17 protein-coding genes, 1 tRNA gene and 1 pseudogene are annotated in these 16,839 nt (G+C 63.7%); 11 read left to right on the top strand and 8 right to left on the bottom strand.

The window, feature by feature from the left end:
• Window positions 1-369: pseudogene (locus JWN03_RS35610) on the top strand (hypothetical protein); the annotation flags it as partial.
• Between the two features lie 87 nt (window positions 370-456).
• On the opposite strand, the gene JWN03_RS35605 reads toward JWN03_RS35610, so the two are convergent.
• Window positions 457-648 carry a DUF397 domain-containing protein gene (locus JWN03_RS35605; RefSeq protein WP_297624537.1) on the bottom strand — a complete coding sequence of 64 codons (192 nt, stop codon included), beginning with the start codon at window positions 646-648 and terminating at the stop codon, window positions 457-459.
• Window positions 645-1,403: a DUF5753 domain-containing protein gene (locus JWN03_RS35600; protein WP_297624534.1), complete on the bottom strand. Its 759-nt coding sequence runs from the start codon at window positions 1,401-1,403 to the stop codon at window positions 645-647. The genes JWN03_RS35605 and JWN03_RS35600 overlap by 4 nt, the downstream gene beginning before the upstream one ends.
• 331 nt (window positions 1,404-1,734) lie before the next feature.
• Between JWN03_RS35600 and JWN03_RS35595 the strand changes: the two genes are divergently transcribed.
• The 6 genes from JWN03_RS35595 (at window position 1,735) to JWN03_RS35570 (ending at window position 5,534) form a co-directional block, all read left to right on the top strand.
• The gene (locus JWN03_RS35595; RefSeq protein WP_297624531.1) at window positions 1,735-1,953 is read left to right on the top strand and encodes a hypothetical protein; all 219 of its coding nucleotides are present in this window, start codon (window positions 1,735-1,737) and stop codon (window positions 1,951-1,953) included.
• Window positions 1,950-2,399 (top strand): hypothetical protein, encoded by a 450-nt coding sequence (locus JWN03_RS35590; protein ID WP_297624528.1) that lies wholly within the window; start codon window positions 1,950-1,952, stop codon window positions 2,397-2,399. Before JWN03_RS35595 ends, JWN03_RS35590 begins: the two co-directional genes overlap by 4 nt.
• A 738-nt stretch (window positions 2,400-3,137) precedes the next feature.
• The gene (locus JWN03_RS35585) at window positions 3,138-3,449 is read left to right on the top strand and encodes a WXG100 family type VII secretion target (RefSeq protein WP_297624525.1); all 312 of its coding nucleotides are present in this window, start codon (window positions 3,138-3,140) and stop codon (window positions 3,447-3,449) included.
• A gap of 1 nt (window position 3,450) precedes the next feature.
• Window positions 3,451-3,753, top strand: coding sequence for a WXG100 family type VII secretion target (locus JWN03_RS35580; RefSeq protein WP_297624522.1), 303 nt, complete (start codon window positions 3,451-3,453; stop codon window positions 3,751-3,753).
• 3 nt (window positions 3,754-3,756) lie between these two features.
• Window positions 3,757-5,184, top strand: a complete 1,428-nt coding sequence (locus JWN03_RS35575; RefSeq protein WP_297624519.1) for a hypothetical protein — start codon at window positions 3,757-3,759, stop codon at window positions 5,182-5,184.
• Window positions 5,181-5,534, top strand: a complete 354-nt coding sequence (locus JWN03_RS35570) for a DUF6086 family protein (RefSeq protein ID WP_297624517.1) — start codon at window positions 5,181-5,183, stop codon at window positions 5,532-5,534. Before JWN03_RS35575 ends, JWN03_RS35570 begins: the two co-directional genes overlap by 4 nt.
• A 151-nt stretch (window positions 5,535-5,685) precedes the next feature.
• On the opposite strand, the gene JWN03_RS35565 is transcribed toward JWN03_RS35570, so the two are convergent.
• The 4 genes from JWN03_RS35565 to mfd form a co-directional block, all read right to left on the bottom strand.
• Window positions 5,686-6,237, bottom strand: a complete 552-nt coding sequence (locus JWN03_RS35565; RefSeq protein ID WP_297624514.1) for a Uma2 family endonuclease — start codon at window positions 6,235-6,237, stop codon at window positions 5,686-5,688.
• A 99-nt stretch (window positions 6,238-6,336) separates the two neighbouring features.
• Window positions 6,337-7,044, bottom strand: coding sequence for a sensor domain-containing protein (locus JWN03_RS35560; RefSeq protein WP_297624512.1), 708 nt, complete (start codon window positions 7,042-7,044; stop codon window positions 6,337-6,339).
• Window positions 7,045-7,153: 109 nt separating this feature from the next.
• Window positions 7,154-7,822 (bottom strand): MazG family protein, encoded by a 669-nt coding sequence (locus tag JWN03_RS35555; RefSeq protein WP_297624543.1) that lies wholly within the window; start codon window positions 7,820-7,822, stop codon window positions 7,154-7,156.
• Between the two features lie 119 nt (window positions 7,823-7,941).
• Window positions 7,942-11,556 (bottom strand): transcription-repair coupling factor, encoded by a 3,615-nt coding sequence (gene mfd, locus JWN03_RS35550; protein WP_297624509.1) that lies wholly within the window; start codon window positions 11,554-11,556, stop codon window positions 7,942-7,944.
• 135 nt (window positions 11,557-11,691) lie between these two features.
• On the opposite strand from mfd, the gene JWN03_RS35545 reads away from it, so the two are divergent.
• Window positions 11,692-12,090 (top strand): DUF1801 domain-containing protein, encoded by a 399-nt coding sequence (locus JWN03_RS35545; RefSeq protein WP_297624506.1) that lies wholly within the window; start codon window positions 11,692-11,694, stop codon window positions 12,088-12,090.
• 106 nt (window positions 12,091-12,196) lie between these two features.
• On the top strand, window positions 12,197-13,255 hold the full coding sequence (locus JWN03_RS35540; RefSeq protein ID WP_297624504.1) for a hypothetical protein: 1,059 nt from the start codon (window positions 12,197-12,199) through the stop codon (window positions 13,253-13,255).
• 120 nt (window positions 13,256-13,375) lie between these two features.
• Here JWN03_RS35540 and JWN03_RS35535 read toward each other — a convergent pair whose 3' ends face one another.
• Together JWN03_RS35535 and JWN03_RS35530 are read right to left on the bottom strand one after the other, a co-directional pair.
• Window positions 13,376-14,020, bottom strand: coding sequence for a TetR/AcrR family transcriptional regulator (locus JWN03_RS35535; protein WP_297624501.1), 645 nt, complete (start codon window positions 14,018-14,020; stop codon window positions 13,376-13,378).
• 218 nt (window positions 14,021-14,238) lie between these two features.
• Window positions 14,239-14,853, bottom strand: coding sequence for a TetR/AcrR family transcriptional regulator (locus JWN03_RS35530; protein ID WP_297624540.1), 615 nt, complete (start codon window positions 14,851-14,853; stop codon window positions 14,239-14,241).
• 302 nt (window positions 14,854-15,155) lie between these two features.
• Here JWN03_RS35530 and JWN03_RS35525 point away from each other — a divergent pair.
• Together JWN03_RS35525 and glmU are read left to right on the top strand one after the other, a co-directional pair.
• Window positions 15,156-15,226: transfer RNA gene (locus tag JWN03_RS35525), tRNA-Gln, on the top strand.
• A gap of 109 nt (window positions 15,227-15,335) precedes the next feature.
• Window positions 15,336-16,817 (top strand): bifunctional UDP-N-acetylglucosamine diphosphorylase/glucosamine-1-phosphate N-acetyltransferase GlmU, encoded by a 1,482-nt coding sequence (gene glmU / locus JWN03_RS35520; RefSeq protein WP_297624498.1) that lies wholly within the window; start codon window positions 15,336-15,338, stop codon window positions 16,815-16,817.
• The last annotated feature ends 22 nt before the right edge of the window (window positions 16,818-16,839 follow it).

Genomic DNA, 16,839 nt, shown 5'->3' with positions numbered 1-16,839 from the left:
GGATCGAACAGCATCGAGGGCTACGTGGTCGAGACCGACGATGCGGCCGCAGCCGTGGACTACGAAGAAGCGCTCACCGCCGACGAACGCACCTTCGCCGAGATTCGAGGCTATCGGCAAGCCCTCGGCTACGTCCGGATCCGGCGGCACGGCTATCTGGCCCGCGCCGGTATCGACGAGCGGACAGCGTCCCGAGACCTCAAGGCGCTCACCGAGATCGGGCTACTGTCCGCGCGCGGTGAAACCCGCGCCCGGCACTACGTCGCAGGCGACAAACTCCTCGACCTTAAACTGCATCTGCGCGAGGACGTCCCGCGAACGATCGTCGACCCGTATCCGCGCCTGCGCGCGGAACTCCTCGAACCCTGAGGATCTCGCCACTGCGACCGAAGGCAGCCCTGAATAGCCGAGTGCCCTCGACCGTTGTATTTCAGTCAGGGGCACTTACCTATGAGATCAAGCTTTCCAAATTCCACTCTCGAGGAACGCATCCCACACCACACCCGGAAACCACAGCTCCGGGCCGCCAGGGTTCTTCGAGTCACGCACCCCGACCCGAGTTTCATCCTGGTACACCTCAACGCACTCGTTGGCGTTGGATGACCGGCTTGACTTGAACCACGTACCCTGCGGCGGTTGATTGCTCACAGCGCATACTCCTTCGTGTACTCAATCACCATGTCTCTGGTGTCTTCTTCGGTCAACGCTACCGCTTGCAGGGCCGAGATCGCCTGCCGATACTTCTCGATCACGTCCACCCGTTCGTGGTACAGCGCGCCGACTACGCCCTCGAGGTAGACCACCGGCGGATCGTCCAAACCACTTTCCAGCCTGGGGAATTCGAGCATCGTGAACGATTGAATGTGCAGCCCACGATGTCCGACCTGCCGCAGCGGCACGATCCGGATGCTGATGTTGTCACGCTCTCCGGCTTCAACCAAGCGAGTCATCTGCCCACGCATCACTTCCGGCGGCCCGGCCCGGTGCATCAAGACAGCCTCGGAGATCAACACGTCCATCCGGAGATCGGCATCCAGCCGGGCTTGCCTGCGCGCGGTCAGCTCAACCCGACGCTCAATATCGACGATTGAGAGCTCAGAGTTGTCGATCCGGGCCACAGCCCGCCGGTAGTCGGAGGTTTGCAACAGCCCTGGGATGAGGACGAGCTGGTGCGTGACGACCTTGCTGGCTGCTGCTTCCAAGCGTAGGAAGTGCGAGTAATGCGGAGCGTATTGATCGGCGTACGCCAGCCAAAATCCCTTTGAACTTCCTTGCAGCTGAGCCGCTTTCGCCTGCTCACGCACCTCGCCCCACAGCTGCAAGGCTTCGACACGAACTTCCGGGGTCACTCCGTAGAACTCGAGAAGCTGTCCGATCTGCGCTGTGACGATCTTGGTCGGCACTCCGGCCTCCAGCCGTAGCAACGTGTGTTTCGAGATTTCGATCCGAAGTCCAGCCGCTAGAGATCCTTTCCCAGCTCCTTCGCGGATTTCACGAAGGAACTTTCCAAAAGCCCTGCGGGACACGGTACTCATTTCCTTAGCCTCGCTATCCGGATTGTCGCGTACTGCACCGGCTCACACTGAGACTCCAGCTTATTCCTCTGCTCGTGGCATTTTGCGTGTCTCAAAGAATCATTCAGGTGTCTACTGGAGCGATACCACCCGGCGACGACCTCGGCCAAGCCGCCGCCACTCGGCATCCAGAGCGAATACCGGCAAAGGGGACATTCAAATGCTTTGGGAATCTTGGGTTTTGCTCATCCTGCTCATCGGCGGCCTGATCACATTCCTCGGGGCGCTGGCGGCAGACCTGCACGCCAGTGACAGCCATCAGCCCCGGCCGGCTGCGTACAGGCTCGAATTGTCCACCGGCAGCAGCTATCCCATGGCGGCCAGACATGCGCACGGACGTCACCGCGCCGACAACCCGGCAGGGCGGTGGCGGCGGTGACCGGCGCCTCCCGACTCGATCATCACCCAGTGCCGGAATATCGAGTCGATCTGCGTTACCCCCACGGCATTCGAGCGCTGCTCTACCCGCATCGCCATTGCCTTCCCGGCCCCGGGCACCACGCCACGAGTTGCGGCCGATTGCGGCAATTACTCGAGATCGCCGACCGCAACGCATGGCATTGGGCGAGACGCATGGCCGATTCGGGACCGAGAAGTACGGAAACAGCGGAGCAATACGGCCCCCGGCTGAAAATGCCCGAGGAGCACACCATCGAGGCCTCTGAAAGCCGAATGACACAAACGGAGGCGATCGAAGCCAGGGTGCACCACCGCGATTGCGATCCGCCGTGCGACCGGGCCCGCGCCGCATCCGAGATATTACGCGGCGACTTCGGCCCGAAACCCGCGACCATCCTGCGATTCCCGGATCGCGGCACCGGCTGAACAGCCGACCCGGACCGCCGCGAGCCGCGTGGCCGGTGGCGTAGGTCGCCTCCGGCCCGCCGGCTGCAACCGCATCGGGTGTAGCTCTCCTGGACTCGTTTCGGAGCTACCGCGTTCCAAGCGGCACCCATCATTCGCGTTGTAGGCTGTGACGAAATCGTGTCAGGATGAAACCCTCATCCGCACACTGGATTTCGAATCGGGGCGGCATGCGGGGCAGCGGGAAAGCGGCGACCGGTGGTTCGTCGAGAGTTTCGAGCGAGGATGTCGAAGCGGTTCGGGCCATACTAGCGAAAAGGTTGCCATTGCTGCATCGCCCGACGGCTCGGTGTCCGTCTCCGTTGACGCCGATGGCAAAGTCCACCGATGGGTAGTGACCGACCGCACACGTAGTACCGAATCCCGAGCGGGTTGTGGCCACCGTGATCGAGTTGATCGGACAGGCCCGCGACGCAGCATACGATGCCGTCCGCGCGGATCTTGGACACAGCGGCGCAAACGAATCCCATTCTGGCCCATGCGGTCTCGCGTCCCCCGATCTGAGTGGTGAGTCCGCCTTCGTGGATGCTGTGGAGTACGACGACTGGCAGCGAGAACGGGGTTTGAACTCGCCCTTCCGGAACTTTGAGAACTGGTGACTACTCCCGATCTACGCTTGTGCTCTTCGGGTTCCTCCAACCACGACGCCATGGCCGCCTCCACGGTTATCGAACCTTAGTGGTGGTAATCTCTGCGGGCATGAGTGAAGTGGGGGACTCTGGCGGGTTGTTCGTCGTTCCTGAGGATGTGCAAGGACTGGGCCGGTTCGCCCTCGATATCGCCGGAACGCTACGTTCTGCACTGGAATCGGCGGGGCGAGATGTTGATTCGCTCAACTGGACCGGGACGGCGGCCAAGTCCTTCAACACCGGCTGGGGCGAATGTTCTGACGGTGGGAAAACCGTCATTGATGCTCTGACCACGTTGGCCAAGCAGCTTGGGGTTGCCGCCGACACATATACCAGCCAAGATCTGCTGTCCGCGGACCGACTCACGAATCTGGATCTCTGACGTGAGCGACGACGAATATTCCGTAGACCTCAACGAACTAGACACGATCGTGTCCCGCCTGTCGAATCTGGCGAAATTTCTCACTGACCAGTTCACTGCCTTGGACGCCAAGGTGGTCACCTTGCGCGCAGGTAGCTGGGACAGCGACGCGGCTGCGGCCTACGAGGACGCTCATCGCCAATGGCTCACGGGCGCGCAAGAATTCGCACAGGGCGTCACTGATATGAGCAACGTCGCGAGCAACGCTCATCACCATTACAGCGCAGCGATCGGGGCGAATACCGGGATGTTCGGCGGCCGGTAGCCCATGGTCACTGTGAATCCACAGGCGTTCTACGACGCCGCCAAACAGCTGTCCGACCACGCCAACGATCTCGCCACCGCTCGGACCGAACTCACCACCGCACTTGCGGTTACCGGCTCCATGGCCGGTTCGACCGACTCGGCCAAGCAGTGGGCCACGGGGTATGACACCCGCGCCTCCACCGCCGCCGACACCGCGAGTCGGCTCGTGCACTCTTCAAATCACCTGTCCTACCTGATCGCCATTGCGGGCCACAACCACGCGCTCGCCAACTACAACGCGGATACGAACCCGAACAAGGGCAAAGCACCCGACAAGCCATCGGATCCCGCCTACAACGCCACCGTCGTCAACTGGGTACACCCGCCCGCAGCCGGCGGCCCGGGACAAGGGCTGGAAACCAGCATCCCGAATCTTCTGGAAAGCATCGGTGTTCCAGTTCCCGACGGCAATACTGATAAATTGAAGACCGCCGCCGACGCCTGGCACAAATACGCCAACTCTGACGCTGTGTCCCATGCTCAGCTCATTATCAGCTCCGCAATGGCCAAAATCAATGAGATCGACTCGCCCGAAGTTGTGGACATCATCGACCAGCTCGACACTCTAAGATCCAGCGCAGGCGATGTCGAGACCGCAACCTACAATCTCGAAGTGGACTGCCACAACCATAAATACAAGCTCGACGAGATGCGGAAGGAAATCCGCGACGCGGTCCGCGAAGTCATCGTGATGATCGACGAGAGCCTTGCCCTCGATATCCTCGCGTGCCTCGTCACTGCTGGCGTCGGCGCAATCGCCGGCCTCGTATTGACCGCCAATGTCCTGAAGAAAATTAAGGACACCGGCGCTGCCATCAAAGCCTTCATTACGGGCAAGAAATTCGAAGAAGAAGCCACCCAGATTGTCAATGCGGAAAACACCGTCGAACGCACCGCGGCCAAACTAGAGGAAATCGACGCCCTCGAAGCAAAAACAATCGAAGAGGAAGTGGGTGGAAACTCTTCAGCTCGCGACTCCACACTACCCAAGAAGGATGTCAGCTTCGACGATCCGAAAAGAACCCAACTCGGAAGTGACGGGAAATACCATATACAGGAGGGAAATTCCGAAGTTCAGATCGATCAACCAGACAATCTGTCACGTACGATCACTGATATTGATAGAGTCAAGGATGGCGTGCTATGGGAGGAGAAATCAGCGACCGACGCTGGCAATGTGAGCAAATGGGTTGACAAGCAGGTCGACAAGAAGCTCGAATCCTATATTGACGCTCGTCAATATATTAATGGATATGAGGATGCTCCGATTGGGTTACGATTCACAACCCCCGGCGCAGATCCGAGCTTCAAGACTGCGGTAGAGAATGCTGTGGCAGATCTTCGCAGCAAGCATCCAGGCGTAACGATACTGGTACAGTGGGCACAATGAGCTACGTTTTTGAAGTCGGCGACGAGACAGTATGGAGCCCGAGCCTCAAGGTCGGTGATATATACGTCCGGATCCTGAAGAGCGTAGCCGAGGTACTTGATAGACCAGCCGGATTGACCGGAATCGCCTCCGATATGTACGAGATCGATATCGATGCGTTCGAGAATTTGGTCAAATCTATGTATGAAACATACTTTGCATCCACCAATACGATACTCAAGTCAATGATCGGTGGCGTGCTCGCACCCTCACTCGTAATCCTCGAGCGGGCTGGACGGAAAGTGTCGGCAGACTCGGAAGAAGAGCGTCATTTTCTGGACTGGGCACACGGCCTGTCGATGGCGCAGTGAATAATTCGGGAATTCACCAACATTCGACGAGTTTTACATGGTCCTGGCGAGAATGTAACCAGCTTCACGCGTTCTGACGGTACCCGTGTTCAATACCGGATAACCTCCGGCACAGACGATGCCGGGCCGTCGGTTGCACCTCGCGGACGGGTCAGAAGTCGGTGGTGTCGAGCTGCAAGTCGAAGGGTTTCGGGAGCGGGATCGGCGTTCCGAATGAGTGCGGGCCTTCGATTTCGGCGTAGCCGAGGTCGTGCGGGCTGGTGAACAGGGTCCACTCAGCGCGCTGGCGATCGACCAGCAGATACTGCGGTGCACCGTATTGCGCATAGCGCTTGGGCTTGATCTCACGATCGGTGTCGGCATTGGATTCGGACGTGACCTCAACAATGAGCAGAGTCTTATCCGGCAGCAGTGCGCCCGCGTCCTCCGCAAGGCATGCGGGCACGACGGCCAGATCTGGGATGTACCAGTTCTGGGAACCTGGCAGATCCAGGTTCCCTGACCCCATCAGGCAACCTAGTTCTTCAACCCTCGCATCGAGCCCGCGGCGAATCAGGGCAACCACTTTCTGGTGATCCCACATCGGCGACACCAGTACGATCCGCCCCTCGATGACCTGAGCGCATCGGTGATCGATGCGCTGCACCGCGTACTTCAAGGCCGCCTCATGGTCCACGTCGCCGTAGGCGATCGGCTGTGCCATGGCGCGCTCACCACCTTCGTTCGACCTGGTCGACTACTACTCCCCCAGGATAGTCGGGGAGTGATCTGTGGTTCATCGGCTCGCTTGAAGACGACCGGTCTAGTTCTGCTGACGGATTTTGGCGGCTATGCGGTCGGTGATTATGGCTGAGGTGCGGGCGTCGGCGTAGGAGCAGCTGGAGACTTCGATAATGGCGTTGCCCTGGGTGCGCATGGTGTCGGAGCAGACCCAGGTGCTGCCGGTGGAGGAGACTGTCCAGTCGGCGGAGACGGCGGTGGGGTCGGTGTTGTGGGTTACCGCGTTGACGTGCAGGACGGCGGGCTTGTCCTTGGTGGCGTCTTTGGGGGTATTGGTGACGTCCTGGTCTTTGCACTGGGCGAGGACGCCCTGGTATTGGTGCACCAGGGCCTCGGCTACCAGGAAGTTCTTGAAGGTGGCGACCGTTTCGTAGATGGCGTGCTGGTAGTTGTCACCGGACTCCTGCATCGAACGCAGGCGGAAGCCGTTCCACTTGTCGCCGTAGGTGTCCGAGTCTGCGGTGTACATCATGGGTGCGCACTGGGTGGGGGCGTAGGTGAAGTTCGGGGCGGTCGGGACCGTGTTCTCGAACTTCTGGGTGAGGGTGGTGGAGGCGACGATTTTGCCGACGTCATCGGTGGTCAGCAGCACATCGGAGATTTTGTCGGGCGTCAGCCGCGGCATCTTGGCCACCACCGGATCCGGTGCGGGCGTGCCGCTTACCACTTTGCCACAGCCCGTGACCGCGAAAAGCACAGTCAGGCATATAGCGACAGTTCGCCCCCGCATTGGTCCTCCTCTGAGCCCGAAACAGCAGAAGCATAACGGTCAGAGGCCGGGTACCGCCGGGCGTCGGTGCTGCGATCGGGTCACGACCACCGTGTCGGGGGCCTGCCGGTCAGTTTCCGGGCCAGTACCGCAGCCACTCCCCCGGCGCGAGCGCGCGGCGTTCGCCGCGCTCGGATTCGGCGGTGTCCTCGGCTGTTCGGATAGCGCCGGCGAAGTGGAGGGTGGCTTTGCGGAGGCGCTCCTCGGCGCTGCCTCGACCACCGAGGCGGACTACTCGCAGGTCGTCCGGGATCAGCTCGTCCGGTAGTCCGGCCTTGGTGCTGCGCGAGCGCACCTTCTCCGCCAGCGCCAGGGCGGGCTGTGCCATGGCGATACCGTCCAGGCAGGAGCGGCGGGACTTCTCCGCGGTCTTGCGTTCCTCCCAGGCGGTTTCCTGGGCGGCGATCTTGTCGGCGAGTGCGGCGTTCGTGTCGATGCCGTTGTCGGCCAGGTGCGGGCTGCGGTGCGTCAGCTTGGCGACCAGCGCGGCGGCGACCTCGGCGACGGTGAATTCGCCTGCGGCCTCGGCGATCCGGGAGTGGAAGAGCACCTGTAGCAGGAGGTCGCCGAGCTCCTCCCGAATGGTCTCGGCATCACCGGCCTGGATGGCATCGAGCAGCTCGTACGTCTCTTCGAGCAGATACGGGCGCAGCGAATCGTGCGTCTGGGTGACTTCCCAGCCGCCGAAATTCCAGAGCCGATCCATCACATCGACCGCTTCGCCGAGCGCCTCCGTCATGCGCGCAATATCGGCCACCACATCCTGGGCGGATGCTGCGTTGGCAACAGCATCACCGGCCCTGGCGGGGGTTGCGCCGTCGATCCCGTTCGTGCCCCGCCCACTGCTGTCCGACGGGCTCATCGGGCGGCTGTCACCTCGACCACGGGCCGCACATCCACTGCGCCCGGGGCTTTTCCGTCGAGAGCCAGCAGTAGGTCGGCGACGAACTGCAGCACCTCGATATCGCGTACGCGGGCCGCGCCGACGCTGTCCTCCACGCGTGGCAGCGGCAACTGCACGATGCCGGTGGCCGGGCGGTAGGTGGCGTTCGGGTACAAACGCTTGAGCCGCAACTGCTTCGAATCGGGCAGTTGCAGCGGCGCCACCTTGAGCGTGGTGCCGGTGACGCCGATCTCGGCGATCTTGTACTCCCGTGCGAGCAGCCGCAGCTTGGCGACCGACACCAGTCGCAGGACCTCCACCGGCAACGGGCCGTACCGGTCGATGAGCTCCTCGACGACCGCCGACAGTCCCGAATCATCCTGGGCGGCAGCCAGTTTGCGGTAACCCTCCAGCCGCAGGCGATCGGAGGCGATGTAGTCCGGCGGAATGTGCGCGTCCACCGGAAGATCGATGCGCACCTCCCGGGTCTCCTCGTCCACGCTGATGGGCCGTCCGTCGGCGGCAGCGCGGTACGCCTCCACCGCCTCGCCGACCAGGCGCACGTACAGGTCGAAGCCGACACCGGCGACATGCCCGGACTGTTCCGCGCCGAGCACATTGCCCGCGCCGCGAATCTCCAAGTCCTTCATGGCCACCGCCATACCCGCACCCAGATCCGAGTTCTGCGAAATGGTGGCCAGGCGGTCGTAGGCCGTTTCGGTGAGCGGCTTCTCCGGCGGGTACAGGAAGTAGGCGTACCCGCGCTCACGGCTGCGGCCGACACGGCCACGCAGCTGGTGCAGCTGCGAAAGCCCCAGGGCGTCAGCGCGTTCCACGATCAGCGTATTGGCATTCGAGATATCGAGACCGGTTTCGATAATGGTGGTGGAGACCAGCACATCGAATTCCCGCTCCCAGAAGCCCTGCACGGTCTTCTCGAGCACATCCTCGTTCATCTGGCCGTGCGCGATCGCAACCCGCGCCTCCGGCACCAGATCGCGAATCCGCTTGGCCGACTTCTCGATCGAGGACACCCGGTTGTGCACGTAGAACACCTGGCCGTCACGCAGCAGTTCCCGGCGAATGGCGGCGGCGACCTGCTTGTCGTTGTACGAACCGACATAGGTGAGCACCGGATGCCGCTCCTCCGGCGGGGTGAGAATGGTCGACATCTCGCGAATGCCGGCCAGGCTCATCTCCAGGGTGCGCGGGATCGGCGTGGCGGACATGGTGAGCATGTCCACGTGCGTGCGCAGCGCCTTGATGTGCTCCTTGTGCTCGACGCCGAACCGCTGTTCCTCGTCGATAATGGTGAGGCCCAGGTCTTTCCAGCGAATGCCGGTCTGCAGCAGCCGGTGCGTGCCGATGACAATATCCACCTCGCCGGTGGTCATGCCCTCCATGGTTTCCCGCGATTCGCCCGGATCGGTGAAGCGGGACAGACCCTTCACGGTGACCGGGAATCCGGCGAGCCGCTCGGTGAAGGTCTGCAGATGCTGTTGTGCGAGCAGCGTTGTCGGCACCAGCACCGCGACCTGCTTACCGTCCTGCACCGCCTTGAACGCGGCGCGCACCGCGATCTCGGTCTTGCCGTAGCCGACATCGCCACAGATGACGCGGTCCATCGGGACCGCCTTCTCCATATCCGATTTCACCTCGGCAATGGCGGTGAGCTGATCGATGGTCTCGGTGAAGGCGAACGCATCCTCCATCTCCACCTGCCACGGGGTGTCCGGGCCGAAGGCGTGACCGGGCGCGGCCTGCCGGGCCGCGTAGAGCTGCACCAGCTCGGTCGCGATCTCACGAACGGCCTTGCGCGCCTTGCGTTTGGTGTTCTGCCAGTCGGAGCCGCCGAGCTTGGACAGGCTGGGCAGCTCGCCGCCCACATAGCGGGACAGCTGATCGAGCGAGTCCATGGGCACGAAGAGCCGGTCGCCGGGCTGCCCGCGCTTACTGGGCGCGTATTCGATGACCAGATACTCGCGGCGCGCGCCGCCGATGGTGCGCTCGATCATTTCCACGAACCGGCCGATGCCGTGCTGATCGTGCACGACCATGTCACCGGCGCGCAGCGCCAGCGGATCGACCTGATTGCGACGCCGAGCCGCCATCTTCTTACCGTCGCCGGCGGTGACGCGGTTACCGGTGAGATCGGATTCGGCGATCACCACCAGTTTCGCGTCGTCGAAAACAATGCCGTCGTGCAGCGAACCGCAGAGCACACCGACCAGCCCGCGCACCGGTTCGGCACCCGACTCCAGGGTGGCGGCGGGCACCTCGGCATCGGCGAGGCGTTCCAGAATGCGTTGCGCCGTACCGTGTCCCGCGACGACGATGACCGCGCGGCCACCGGTGGTGACATGCGCGCGCAGCGACGCGAAGATGGTGGCGACCAGCTCCTCGGAACCGCGGGCCGACGGTGCGGACAGCACCGGCAGCACGATCTCGTCCGGATGGTCGGCGATCAGCGGGCTCAGCGTCCACCAGGGCAGGCCGCGCTTGCGGGCAGCGGCGTGCACCACATCCAGACCGCGATAGCCCGAGGCGGCGAGATCGAGGCCGTGCGCGCCCAGCGGCGCGGCGCCACCGAAGGAGGCCGCCGTCCAGGAGGCCTCCAGGAACTCCTCACCGGTACGCACCAGATCGGCGGCGCGGGTGCGGACCTTCTCCGGATCACACAGCAGCACATGGGATCCCGCGGGCAGCAGCTCGGTGAGCAGCTGCAGCGAGCCCGGCTGCAAGACCGGCAGCAGCGCCTCCATACCGTCCACCGGAATGCCCTCGGCAAGCTTCGCCAGCATTTCCAGCAGCGAGGCGTCTGCCGGATTCTCCTCGGCCACCTCCGCGGCCCGCGCGCGCAGCGCCGGGGTGAGCAGCAGCTCACGGCAGGGCTGGGCCACCGCCAGTTCGATCGGCACATCGATGATCGAGCGCTGATCGGCGACCGAGAAGGCGCGCAGCTCACTCACCTCATCGCCCCAGAACTCCACGCGCACCGGATGATCCGCGGTGGGCGGGAAGAGGTCGAGAATGCCGCCGCGCACCGCGAACTCGCCGCGCTTGCCGACCATATCGACCCGCTCGTAGGCGAATTCCACCAGCCGTTCGAGCAGTTCCTCGAAATCGAACTCGGCGCCGGCGCGCAGCACAATGGGCTCGATATCGCCGAGACCGCGCGCCATCGGCTGCATGAGCGAGCGCACCGTGGTCACCACCACCCGCAGCGGTTCGCCGTAGACCGGGTCCTCCGGATGCGCCAGCCGCCGCAGCACCTGCATGCGCTTGCCGACCGTATCCGCGCCGGGCGAGAGCCGCTCGTGCGGCAGCGTCTCCCAGGACGGGAAGAGTGCGACACCCGGGCCCAGCATCTCGGTGAGTTCGGCGGCCAGATCATCGGCCTCGCGGCCGGTGGCCGTCACCACCACCAGCGGGCGCTGCCCGGCAATGGTCGCGGCCACGAACGGGCGCACCGCCGAGGGCGCCACCAGCATTGCCGATTCCCGCCCGATCAGGCTCTTGACCTGCTGTAGAGCAGTATCGGCACCGGCCACTGCGGCCAGTCCCGCGAGAGGTGGACGTGGGCTCGACATGAGGCAGACTCCTGGGCGCAGATCAGCGGTTCGGACAGCTCACCGAGTCTAATGGCCCGTGCCGACAGCCAAGCGCATGGACAGCCATTCCATCGTTCCCGGCACGATCGCCCTCCGTCATGCTTCGATATCCTCATGTCCTTTGTGGCTGATCCGCGAGTGGATGCGTACATCGAGACCCTGCCGGAATGGCAGCAGGCCATCTGCCGCCAGGTGCGCGAGCTGGTGCACGAGGCGGATCCGGACGTCACCGAAACCGTCAAGCGGCGGGTGCGGCCGTACTTCGTGCTCGACGGGAACATCTGCGCGCTGCTCGGCACCAAGCAGGCCGTCGACATCTTCCTCTACGACGGCGCGATGGTCCCCGATCCCGAGGGCATCATCACCGGCGGCCACGATAACAAGTCCGCCCGGATGATCGCGGTCCACGAGGGCGAAACCCTCAACGCGCCAGCGCTTCTCGCCATGTTCCGCGAGATCGTCAGCAACAATCGCGCCGGCGGCTGGCGAAAACTGCAGCGCGAGAGCCCGTAGCTGTGGCGACGGTACGAGTTTGCCGTGGTAACAATGGTCCCCACGGGTAGGGGTTCCGGGGAACCGATCCGTTTGCTCCGAACCCGCCCCGGGTCTAGGGGATGTTTTGAGTACACAGCCGCCGACCTTTCCGCCCAACGGGTATCAGCCCGGTTCCGGCCAGCGCTACGGGCAGCCGGTCTACGCCGGGCAACAGCCTGCTGCGGGGCAGCAGCCCGAGGGCCAACAGGGTTACGGGCCACAGGGTTACGGACCGGGCCGAGGGCTTCCGTATCAACAGCAGCAACCCGCGGCTCAACAGCAGCAACCCGCGGCGCAGCAGGCCGTCCCGCAGCAGCAGTTTCTGCGGCAGTTCGGACAGCGGGGGCAGCAGTTCCCCCCTCCCCCGACGGGTAGGGACCGGTGGAGGTTGGTGGCGCTGGCCGTACTCGTCGTTGTGCTCGCACTGGGTGCGGTGGTGGCGATCGTGGCCAGTAGCGCCGACGGCGAGAAGACCCGGGCGAGCCCGTCCACACCGGCGAACATCCCCGTGGCGCCACCCGTGACCACCGTCGCGCCCACGACCACCGTCGCGATCGCGGCGGGCCCGACCGCCGCCGATCTCATGCCGCTCGTGCTGGCCGACTCCGATGTGCCGTTCTCCTGGCAGGAGGCCACCGACAAGGAGAACGACGACGACAGCACGACCGACGCCGACAAGGTCTCGGGCGAAACGCCGGAATGCACTGCGGCGCTGCGGCAATACGTGACCCCGTCGGCGGAGAAGGCGCTGGTGAAGGTGAAGACCGTCTTCGCCCGCACCGGCTCACACGGCGGCCCCTCGGTGAAGACCGTGGCGGAGGCGGATTCGCTCGCGAAGGCGACCTCGGATTTCGCGGCGGAGATGGCCACCTACGAGAGGTGCCCGACCGTGATCTACGACGGCACCCGCATCACCTACACCCCGATCCCCGGACTGCCCGTGGTCGGTGACGAGATCCTCGGCTACAAGGTCGTCGCGATCACCGCGTCCGGCGGTCAGGCCAAGGGACTCGAGTATGTCGCCCGCTCCGGCAGCAAGGCCTGGACGTTCGAGTACAACGCCAATGTCAACGACTACGTCGACAGCGAAGCGAACATGCTCTACACCAAGGCGCTGGCGAAGTGGACCGCCGGCATCAAATAGCCGAAATCGGCTGAAGCCCCGTCGTCCCGGCATGCTTTTGGCCGGGATCCACAGCCGCAGTCGATGATTCACTGCTCTGGATCCCGGCCAAAAGCGCGCCGGGATGACGGACAGACTCCGCTACGCGTAACGGCGCAGGCGGCGAGCCGCGAATTCGCGGAAGTAGGCGACCTTTTCGTCCGGAACGATGGACGGAAGCAGGAAGTACCAGGCGCGTTCCATGCGGGTGGCCATCTGGTCGATGGACTCGGTGCTGACCGCGACCATATGGACGCCGGTCGTCATCTCCTGCAGCAGCAGGCCGATGGTCTCCGGATCCAGTTCCGGCTCCAGATCACCCTGTGCGATGGCGCGTTCGGCGAGCAAACGATGTGTCTCGCCCCAAGTCTTGGCGATATTGTCGCCGCCCGCCCCGCGATAGTCGCCGATCTGGTGGGTCAGTTTCAGCATCGCACCGACCATGGCGTCGTTCATGGTCAGATCGGCCACCACATAGGTGATTCCGATGCACGCCTCGAGTGCCGGCACCCGCGGATCGAAGAATCCCTGGCAGGCGCTGATCAGTCGCTCATTGCCCTGATCGACCACGGCGCGGGCCAGCTCTTCCTTCGAGCCGAAGTGAAAGTACAAGGCGCCCTTGGTTACATTCGACTGCGCGATGATCTCGCTGAGGCTCGCGTTCGCATAACCCAGTCGCAGAAAGACATCGGCAGCGCCCGCGAGCACGGAATCGCGAGTGATCTCCGCACGCGCTTGCCTAGCCATCAGATCCGCCTGTCATCAAACCAGCCATTCCTGAAGTAGACCGACATCCCGAAGTTGACCGACATCACAGTTCGAACACCACTCGAAGGATGGGTGAACCGTACCACCCGGCTGGCGGATGCCAGTCGATTCGAGCATTCAACCCGTCCTCCTTCGCAATTCGCTAGTTAACTGTCCAGTTCCACCGCTGTACGACCAATATTTCAGACCGTTAGGTCTCAGACTCCTTTGCCGCTGGGCCATTCCGACGCCAGCTTGGGTTCCGCCTCCAGGTGCGTGAGCCCGTTCCAGCACAGATTCACCAGGTGCGCGGCAACCACTTCCTTGGACGGCTGCCGCTCGTCCAGCCACCAGGTGGCCGCCGTCGCAACCATGCCCACCAGCGCTTGTGCGTACAGCGTCGCCAAACTCGTATCGAAGCCGCGGCGCTCGAAATCCCCGGCGAGGATGTGCGCCACCTGATTCACGGCCTCGTTCAGCAGACTGGAGTAGGTGCCCTCCGCCGCGGAGGCCGGCTGATCGCGCATGAGGATGCGGAACCCGTCCGTGCGCTCTTCCATATAGGTGAGCAACGCCAGCGCCACCTGCTCGAGCCGTACCCGCGAGCGGTTCTGCGCGAGCGATGCGGTGATCATCTCCAGCAGTGCGGACATCTCCCGGTCGACGACAACCGCATACAAACCCTCCTTGCCGCCGAAGTGTTCGTACACCACAGGTTTCGAGACCTGCGCCCGCTGCGCGATCTCCTCCACCGAGGTGGCGTCGTACCCGCGCTCCGCGAAAAGCGCCCGGCCGACCTCGATGAGCTGCTGCCGCCGTTGAGTTCCCGTCATACGCGGACGCGACACCCGGCTGCCATCACCCGAAGTCATCGCTCCCGCCTCTCCCTTGTATGCCGTACGAACGTCCCGCAACTCTTGCAGACCCGAGACCTCATGTCCTCGAGCGCCCCGCCGACACACGAAGTTCGATCACGTTCGGTTCACGGCATCCGCCAATGTGAAATACCCGGGAGCAAGATCGCGCAACCGCGTTAACTTGGAAAAATCGCGGAACTGCGGGCCCATGTGCGAGTATCTACACGCGCATGCCATAACCAGCAGAGCGGCGTACCGTACGGTCCGCCGGGTTGCAATCCGCCGTAGTGTAATGGCAGCACCACTGATTTTGGTTCAGTTAGTTCAGGTTCGAGTCCTGGCGGCGGAGCTCGCGAACGGGGTCACTATGGTTGGCCCCGCACATCGCTGACGCAGCACAACTGTGGCCCAGCGCAACCAAAGAACTCAGCACGATGACGCGCAGCCGAGGGAGATCCATGCCACAGCAGACCGCCGTCGTCGTTCTCGCCGCCGGAGCCGGAACCCGAATGCGGTCCAAGACCCCCAAGGTGTTGCACCCACTTGCCGGCCGCAGCATGCTCGCTCACGCGTTGCATGCGGCGAACGAGATCGACCCCGCGTTCCTCATCACGGTGGTGGGCCACGACCGCGAGCAGGTCGGTGCGGCCGTCGGCAAGGTCGCCGCCGACCTCGGCCGCGATATCACCCTGGCGGTCCAGGAGGAACAGCTCGGCACCGGGCACGCGGTGCAGTGCGCACTCGCCGCCGTGCCCGAAGATTTCGACGGGGACCTATTGGTCACCTCCGCGGATGTGCCTCTGCTGGACGGGCATACGGTCTCCGCGCTGCTCGACGAGCACCGCAGCTATCCGGAGCGATCCGCGGTCACGGTGCTGACCTTCGAGCCCGAAGACCCGAACGGCTACGGCCGCATCATCCGCGATACCCACAATCATGTGCTCGAGATCGTCGAGCATGCGGACGCCACTCCCGCGCAGGCCGCCATCACCGAGGTCAACTCCGGTGTGTACGTCTTCGACGCGACCGTACTGCGAATCATGATCTCCCAGTTGACCACTGCGAACGCCCAGCACGAGCTGTACCTCACCGATGTGCTGAAGCTGGCCCGCGAGGCCGGGCATCCGGTGCACGGTGCGCGCCTGGTCGATTCGGCCAAGGTCACCGGCGTCAATGATCGGGTGCAGCTGGCCGGTGCGGCCGCCAGGCTCAATCGCTACATCCTGGAGCGGCACATGCGCGCCGGGGTCACCATCATGGATCCGGGCACCACCTGGATCGACGGCAATGTGATCATCGGCCGCGACGCCGTCATCCGGCCGGGCGTACAACTGTTGGGCGACACCGTGATCGGCGAGGACGCCGATATCGGTCCGGACTCCACACTCACCGATGTGGTGGTCGGCGACGGCGCCCACGTGGTGCGCACGCACGGCGAGCGGGCCACCATCGGACCCGGCTCCACCATCGGGCCGTTCAGCTATCTGCGCCCCGGCACCGTGGTCGGCGACTCCGGCAAGCTCGGGGCGTTCGTCGAGACCAAGAACGCGAATATCGGCGCGCACTCCAAGGTCCCGCACCTGACCTATGTGGGTGATGCCACCATCGGCGAGCACAGCAACATCGGCGCGTCGAGCGTCTTCGTCAATTACGACGGCGTGAAGAAGCACCACACCACGGTCGGTTCACACGTGCGGACCGGCAGCGACACCATGTTCGTCGCGCCGCTCACGGTGGGTGACGGCGCCTATACGGCAGCAGGTACTGTGCTGCGTAGAAACGTTCCACCGGGGGCGCTTGCGGTGTCGGGTGGAGCTCAACGAAACCTGGACGGCTGGGTGCAGCGCAACCGGCCCGGAACCGATGCCGCCCTGGCGGCCGAAACGGCCATCGCGGCCAATGAGATAACCGACGAGCAAAAGGATGGCGAACGTCCGTGACCGCGTTCTCAACCGAAAACCA

The organism is Nocardia sp. (assembly GCF_025465275.1).
In the GTDB taxonomy this organism is placed as follows: Bacteria; Actinomycetota; Actinomycetes; order Mycobacteriales; family Mycobacteriaceae; genus Nocardia.
The sequence above is the reverse complement of the archived record's forward strand: the minus strand, read 5'-3'. Positions and strand labels throughout refer to the sequence as shown.

Bases quoted from the DNA above. Each gene is read 5' to 3' on its own strand.
- JWN03_RS35595 (WP_297624531.1), top strand. From the start codon at position 1,735: ATGCTTTGGGAATCTTGGGTTTTGCTCATCCTGCTCATCGGCGGCCTG.
- JWN03_RS35585 (WP_297624525.1), top strand. From the start codon at position 3,138: ATGAGTGAAGTGGGGGACTCTGGCGGGTTGTTCGTCGTTCCTGAGGAT.
- JWN03_RS35575 (WP_297624519.1), top strand. From the start codon at position 3,757: ATGGTCACTGTGAATCCACAGGCGTTCTACGACGCCGCCAAACAGCTG.
- JWN03_RS35570 (WP_297624517.1), top strand. From the start codon at position 5,181: ATGAGCTACGTTTTTGAAGTCGGCGACGAGACAGTATGGAGCCCGAGC.
- JWN03_RS35565 (WP_297624514.1), bottom strand. From the start codon at position 6,237: ATGGCACAGCCGATCGCCTACGGCGACGTGGACCATGAGGCGGCCTTG.
- JWN03_RS35560 (WP_297624512.1), bottom strand. From the start codon at position 7,044: ATGCGGGGGCGAACTGTCGCTATATGCCTGACTGTGCTTTTCGCGGTC.
- JWN03_RS35555 (WP_297624543.1), bottom strand. From the start codon at position 7,822: ATGACGGAGGCGCTCGGCGAAGCGGTCGATGTGATGGATCGGCTCTGG.
- mfd (WP_297624509.1), bottom strand. From the start codon at position 11,556: ATGTCGAGCCCACGTCCACCTCTCGCGGGACTGGCCGCAGTGGCCGGT.
- JWN03_RS35545 (WP_297624506.1), top strand. From the start codon at position 11,692: ATGTCCTTTGTGGCTGATCCGCGAGTGGATGCGTACATCGAGACCCTG.
- JWN03_RS35535 (WP_297624501.1), bottom strand. From the start codon at position 14,020: ATGGCTAGGCAAGCGCGTGCGGAGATCACTCGCGATTCCGTGCTCGCG.
- JWN03_RS35530 (WP_297624540.1), bottom strand. From the start codon at position 14,853: ATGACGGGAACTCAACGGCGGCAGCAGCTCATCGAGGTCGGCCGGGCG.
- glmU (WP_297624498.1), top strand. From the start codon at position 15,336: ATGCCACAGCAGACCGCCGTCGTCGTTCTCGCCGCCGGAGCCGGAACC.